Raw genomic sequence first — 5,320 nt, forward strand, 5'->3', positions numbered from 1 at the left:
TCAACCCGCTTCGCTCCATTATGGCCAGCTGATTACCTCCATCATCGGGCTGTTTGCGCGGCACAAGGTGTACCGCCAACGTTCCGTGCTCGGCTTTCTGGGCTTTGCCATGTTCAGCGTGCTGTGGACGTCGCTGGCATTCCTGCTGTCCGCTGAACCCTGGTCCTTCAATGATGCCACCATCGGCCTGTTCGGCCTGGCGGGGGCGGCGGGCGCCCTGTCTGCTCGCCACGCCGGCGTACTGGCCGACCGGGGTCACGGCCACCGGCTGACGATCGCCGGTATTGTCATCCTGCTGCTGTCCTGGGGATTGCTGGGGCTGGGAGGCACCTCACTCATCGCCTTGCTCGCCGGCATTGTGCTGCTGGACCTGGCCCTGCAAGCGGTTCACATCACCAATATGAACATGGTGTTTTCGCTGGATGAAAGCGCCCGCAACCGGCTCAACTCCGGGTACATGTTCCTGTATTTCCTGGGCGGCGCCTTCGGCTCACTGGCCTCTGCCGCCGCCTACGATGAACACGGCTGGTCCGGCGTTGTCATACTGGGGGCCGGCCTGGCTGTGGCGGCCCTGCTTTATAGCGGCTTGATGCTGGCCGAGGCACGCCGCCAGCACAGCCGTCACCCGGAAAGTTGACCGGGTTTTACACCCTGGTGATTTACCGCTTCGCCCAAGTCCTCTAGATTAAGGTCTCACGTCGGATAAAAAGGGAATTTCGATGAAATTACTGGGACTGTTGCAACTGGCCGTGGCGATCTACGCCATCGTAATGATTATCCAATCATCCGCAGAAACCGGCGCCAAGGTGCTGTGGGTGCTGCTGGTGCTGATTGTGCCGCTGATCGGCCTGATTATCTGGGCTCTGATGGGCCCGGGTTCACCCCTGAAGCGCTAGCCTTGGCTTCACCGGAGGCATCCGCCAGCTCGCGAACCTCAGCGGATTGCTGCCAGGCGCCCGGCGTCTGGTAGTAGCCGTGGGCAATGCCCTGAAAGCGGGGCTGATTGATCACGCGCTGCAAACGGCGCAGTGAGAAATAGGGAATATCCCGAAGAATGATATTGGCCAACCAGGCCGGCAAGGCTCCACCCGGATCCAGCACCACCTCAATGGTAACTTTCACCCTCCCCGGTTCGCCCGGCGAAAAGCGGTAATAGCCCTCCATCTGCGGCATACGCACGTAGCCGGCCTGCTCCGGATAAGCACCTGAATGCAAGGCGAAGGGCATTACCAGGTCCAGCGTGTCCGGCTCCTGGTAGAAGGTCACCCGCAGGGGAGCATCACGGTCTTTCACCGGCCACGGCAAGCGGGTAGTTACGTAGACGTCGCGTTGATAGGGGGAATTGCGCTTCAGGTCGCGAATTTCCGACACCATGTGCATAAACGAAGCAACGGCGTCGTAATCATCCAGCAAAGCACCGATGGCATTGAAGTCATTCACCCGCAAATCGGCCACGCCCCGGAAAGTTTTCAGGCGTGAGGTATCATCGTCCTGGCGAAACACCTGGACGGCGTCCCGATCGGTGACCAGCACCCACTCCCCCTCTTCGGCCAGCACCGGCACCGCGACCAGTGATAACACCAGCAGGATTGTCAGTTTTTTTATCATCATCATCCTGACCAATATGGCGCACGACCTTCCCGGTATTGCGCTATCTTTACCGCTCTGTCTTTATTGTTTTTCTACAGGCACTCTTCGCTGTACTGGAACTATCTCGCTGCGCCAAGATATTAAACAGCCTGTTTAAGCGGCTACTTTATAACCAAGAGAGTAACGATTGTATCCCGGCAAACAGGCAGTTCGTGATCAAGACCACACAAATAATGGCATTTTGCCATGGCCGCCAAGCAGCGAGCCTATAAATAGGGCTCCATCATATGAGCCAGTGCATTGCGCACCCGCCGCCAAGGCGCCATTTGTCGAAAGCCGGCCTGATCCAGCCGCTGTGACAGCGCGATCCGCTCATCCAGCGCGTCATCAATCTGCTCCGCCAGCTCCTCCCCATAACATTCCAGATCAAACTCGAAGTTCAATCTCAGACTGCGGGCATCCCAGTTCCCGGACCCCAACATGACCCAGTGCTGATCCACCGTCATCACCTTGCTGTGGTCAAAAGGCGGTGGCGACAGGTACAACTCAGCCCCCTCCGATACCAGCCAGTGCAAGGCATGCAGACTGGCCCAATGAACCAGCCGCAGGTTGTTTTTGCGAGGAATCACAATTTGTACCCGCACCCCTTTCAGCAACGCCAGTTGCAATGTCGCCAGCAAGGTCAGGTCGGGTACAAAATACGGGGTGACGATGCGAATACGGGATTCGGCGCTGCCAATAGCCGCCAGCAGCGTCATGCGGCGCTTGTCGAAATCCGCGTCCGGCCCGGCGCTGATGCCCCGCGACTGCACATTGCCCAGCCAGGCCGGACCACGGTAACTGGTGTCCAGCAACTCGCCACTGGTGAAATACCAGTCTGCGGCAAAGCTGCGCAATAACTGCCCTACCACCGGCCCTTCAATACGGGCATGTAAATCGGTAATTTTCGGCGGCTGCTGTATATAACCGGCCCGGATGTTCATGCCACCGGTAAAGCCATAACGGCGGTCAACCACCATGAATTTGCGGTGATTGCGCAGATTCAGATACGGCATGCGCCAAGGGGCCAGGGAATACAGAAAACGTTCCACCGGCACCTTGCCACGGCGCAGGCGCCAGACCACCGATGGCAGGGAATACAGAGCGCCGACGCCGTCCACCAACACCCGCACCTTGACCCCACGGGCCACTGCCGAGGCGAGCGCGTCGGCCAGCGGTTTGCCGGCGGCATCGTTGCCGAAAATATAGGAGGCCAAATAAATGCTTTCTGTCGCATTGTGGATGGCATCCACCATGGCCTGGTAAGCGCCGGGGGCATCCAGCAGGGTAATACGGTTGCCATCGGTGAGTGGCAAGTGGGTCAACCGCCCCACCAGGCGGCTGAGAATTTTCAGGTGTTTCAGGTCCGGTTCCGGCTCGGCCGCGATGCGCCAGCCATCATTGCTGTCAATCAGGCCACCGGTAAGCTGGCGTGCCCGCCGGCGAATGCGATTGACCCCCAGCATGTAATAGAGCAGCGCGCCCAACACCGGCACCAGCCAGACCAGCCCGGTCCAGGCCGCTGCGGCACGGGCATCGCGTTTATTCTGAGCGACATGCACTGTCACCGTCACCGCCAAACCGATACTGATAGCCGCCGCCACATAGGGCCAATAAGGGTCCAGCATCGTCAATAATGCGTCGATTTCAGCGGTCCAGTAAGTGACATCCAAAGGCATTCAGCTCCGTCCCTGAAACGGGTATCCGCCCAACGATAGCATAACCGGCGGGCCCCGCGTCCGCCGGGCTTTGCGCTTTGCGCGCCGCTTCCCTAGAATACGCTCTCTTTTGGAACACTGGTCGGCTGGCGCCTATTAAACAGCGTGCAGAAAATGACCACTCTCCTCCCCGATCAGGCTGGGGGGCGATCCGTTCCAAGTCCTCTGCGTCGCCTCGCCGACGCACGTTAAACGGGCCAAACAGGTCCAACTCAGCGCCAGCCGCCGCTGGCCATCAGTAGTAACGACTAATTCCGCTGGTTTAGGCAACCAGTGTACCGGTGTTGACGGCGTTATCGTCATGCCGGCGCATGATGAGGAGCGATACCATGCCCGAAACCAATACGGTTATTCCGCTGCACCAGGACACTCGCGAGAGCACCGACAAGCTGGCTCAATCTTTTGAACACGGCTACGACGAACCCCGCCGGTTCAAGGTCTACACGGCCCGCCAGCTCGACAAGATCGAGCCGCTCAAACGCCTGGACGACGAGACCCGCTTTGCCATGGACGTGGTCGCCAATGTGCTGCCGTTTCGGGTCAATGAGTACGTCATCAATGAGTTGATCAACTGGGACAACGTACCCAATGATCCCATCTACCAGCTCACCTTTCCCCAGAAAGGCATGCTGGCCCCGGAGCACTTCGACAAGGTGGCCGACGCCATGCGCGGCGGCGACAAGGCGGAAATAAAAGCCGCCATCGCCGAAGTCCGTGACGCCCTGAACCCGCACCCCGCCGGGCAGATGGAACACAACATGCCGGAAGTGGACGGCGAGAAGATCGATGGCGTTCAGCACAAGTACAATGAGACCGTGCTGTTTTTCCCCAGCCAGGGTCAAGTGTGTCACAGCTACTGCACTTTCTGCTTCCGCTGGGCCCAGTTCATCGGTGACAACGATCTGAAAATCGCCACCAAGGAAGCCGGCCAGCTGAAGAAATACATTCAGGCCCACCCGGAAATTTCCGATGTGCTGATCACCGGTGGCGACCCGCTGGTCATGAAGACCAAGAACCTGCGCGCCCATATCGAACCGCTGCTGGAACTGGAACAGATCCGCACCATCCGCATCGGCTCCAAGGCACTCACCTTCTGGCCACAACGCGTGGTGTCCGATGCCGACGCCCAGGACCTGCTGGACCTGTTCGAGGAAGTGATCGCCAGCGGCAAACACCTGGCACTGATGGCGCACTACAACCACTGGCAGGAACTGGAAACGGACATCGCCCGGGAAGCCGTACGCCGGGTACGCGCCACCGGGGCCGTGATCCGCGCCCAGGGCCCGCTGCTGGCACACATCAACGACAACGCCGACGACTGGGCGCGCCTGTGGCAGACCCAGGTCGAGCTGGGCATCATCCCCTACTACATGTTTGTGGAGCGTGACACCGGCGCCCGCCATTACTTTGAAGTGCCCCTGGCCAAGGCCTGGGAAATCTATCGCGACGCCATGAAACAGGTCTCCGGCATCGCCCGCACCGCGCGAGGCCCGAGCATGTCCAGCCACCCGGGCAAGGTGGAAATCCAGGGCGTGACCGAAATCAACGGCGAGAAAGTCTTCGCCCTGCGTTTCATCCAGGGCCGTAACCACGACTGGGTTCAGCGTCCCTTCTTCGCCAAGTACAACGAGGAAGCCACCTGGCTCAACCATCTGGAACCGGCCTTCGGCGAAGACAAGTTTTTCTTTGAAGACGAGCTGGCGGAGATGGAGAGCGAGTAAGGATCAGTTGATAGTGGATAATTGACAGTTGACAGCTACGCGGAAAAGCGTGGAATTGATCTGAAAGTAAAGAGGCCGCATCCAAAGTTTGGGCGCGGCCTCTTGCGTTTAGGTCTAAACCGACCTCTTATCGCGTCGCTGTCAACTTTCCACTATCAACTTTCAACTGCTTTTCCTTACCGCTGAATGACAGCAATAATGAATTCACCCAACTCAAGGAGAGTCCGATGAAGAAAATTCTCGCCAGTGCAT

General features: G+C 58.8%; 5 protein-coding genes. 3 read left to right on the top strand and 2 right to left on the bottom strand.

Translation table 11 applies throughout. The features are described 5' to 3' along the window. Positions 1-637 (top strand): MFS transporter (locus A3754_RS09265; protein ID WP_156496932.1); only part of this gene is annotated, 637 nt, incomplete at its 5' end. A gap of 82 nt (positions 638-719) precedes the next feature. Further along, positions 720-896 (top strand): PLDc N-terminal domain-containing protein, encoded by a 177-nt coding sequence (locus tag A3754_RS26090; protein WP_007149801.1) that lies wholly within the window; start codon positions 720-722, stop codon positions 894-896. Here the strand turns inward: A3754_RS26090 and A3754_RS09270 are convergent. Then, entirely contained in the window at positions 853-1,614 is a 762-nt protein-coding gene (locus A3754_RS09270; RefSeq protein WP_231880569.1) for an START domain-containing protein, read from the bottom strand. The genes A3754_RS26090 and A3754_RS09270 overlap by 44 nt on opposite strands. 242 nt (positions 1,615-1,856) lie before the next feature. Further along, a complete protein-coding gene (locus A3754_RS09275; RefSeq protein WP_063519434.1) occupies positions 1,857-3,308 on the bottom strand; it encodes a phospholipase D-like domain-containing protein in 1,452 nt (483 codons plus the stop codon). 368 nt (positions 3,309-3,676) lie between these two features. Between A3754_RS09275 and A3754_RS09280 the strand changes: the two genes are divergently transcribed. After that, complete coding sequence (locus A3754_RS09280) at positions 3,677-5,068, top strand: KamA family radical SAM protein (RefSeq protein ID WP_197468594.1); 1,392 nt, start codon at positions 3,677-3,679, stop codon at positions 5,066-5,068. The last annotated feature ends 252 nt before the right edge of the window (positions 5,069-5,320 follow it).

It is taken from the genome of Alcanivorax sp. HI0083 (assembly GCF_001635175.1).

Coding starts and splice junctions, on each gene's coding strand:
- A3754_RS26090 (WP_007149801.1), top strand. CDS start 720: ATGAAATTACTGGGACTGTTGCAACTGGCCGTGGCGATCTACGCCATC.
- A3754_RS09270 (WP_231880569.1), bottom strand. CDS start 1,614: ATGATGATGATAAAAAAACTGACAATCCTGCTGGTGTTATCACTGGTC.
- A3754_RS09275 (WP_063519434.1), bottom strand. CDS start 3,308: ATGCCTTTGGATGTCACTTACTGGACCGCTGAAATCGACGCATTATTG.
- A3754_RS09280 (WP_197468594.1), top strand. CDS start 3,677: ATGCCCGAAACCAATACGGTTATTCCGCTGCACCAGGACACTCGCGAG.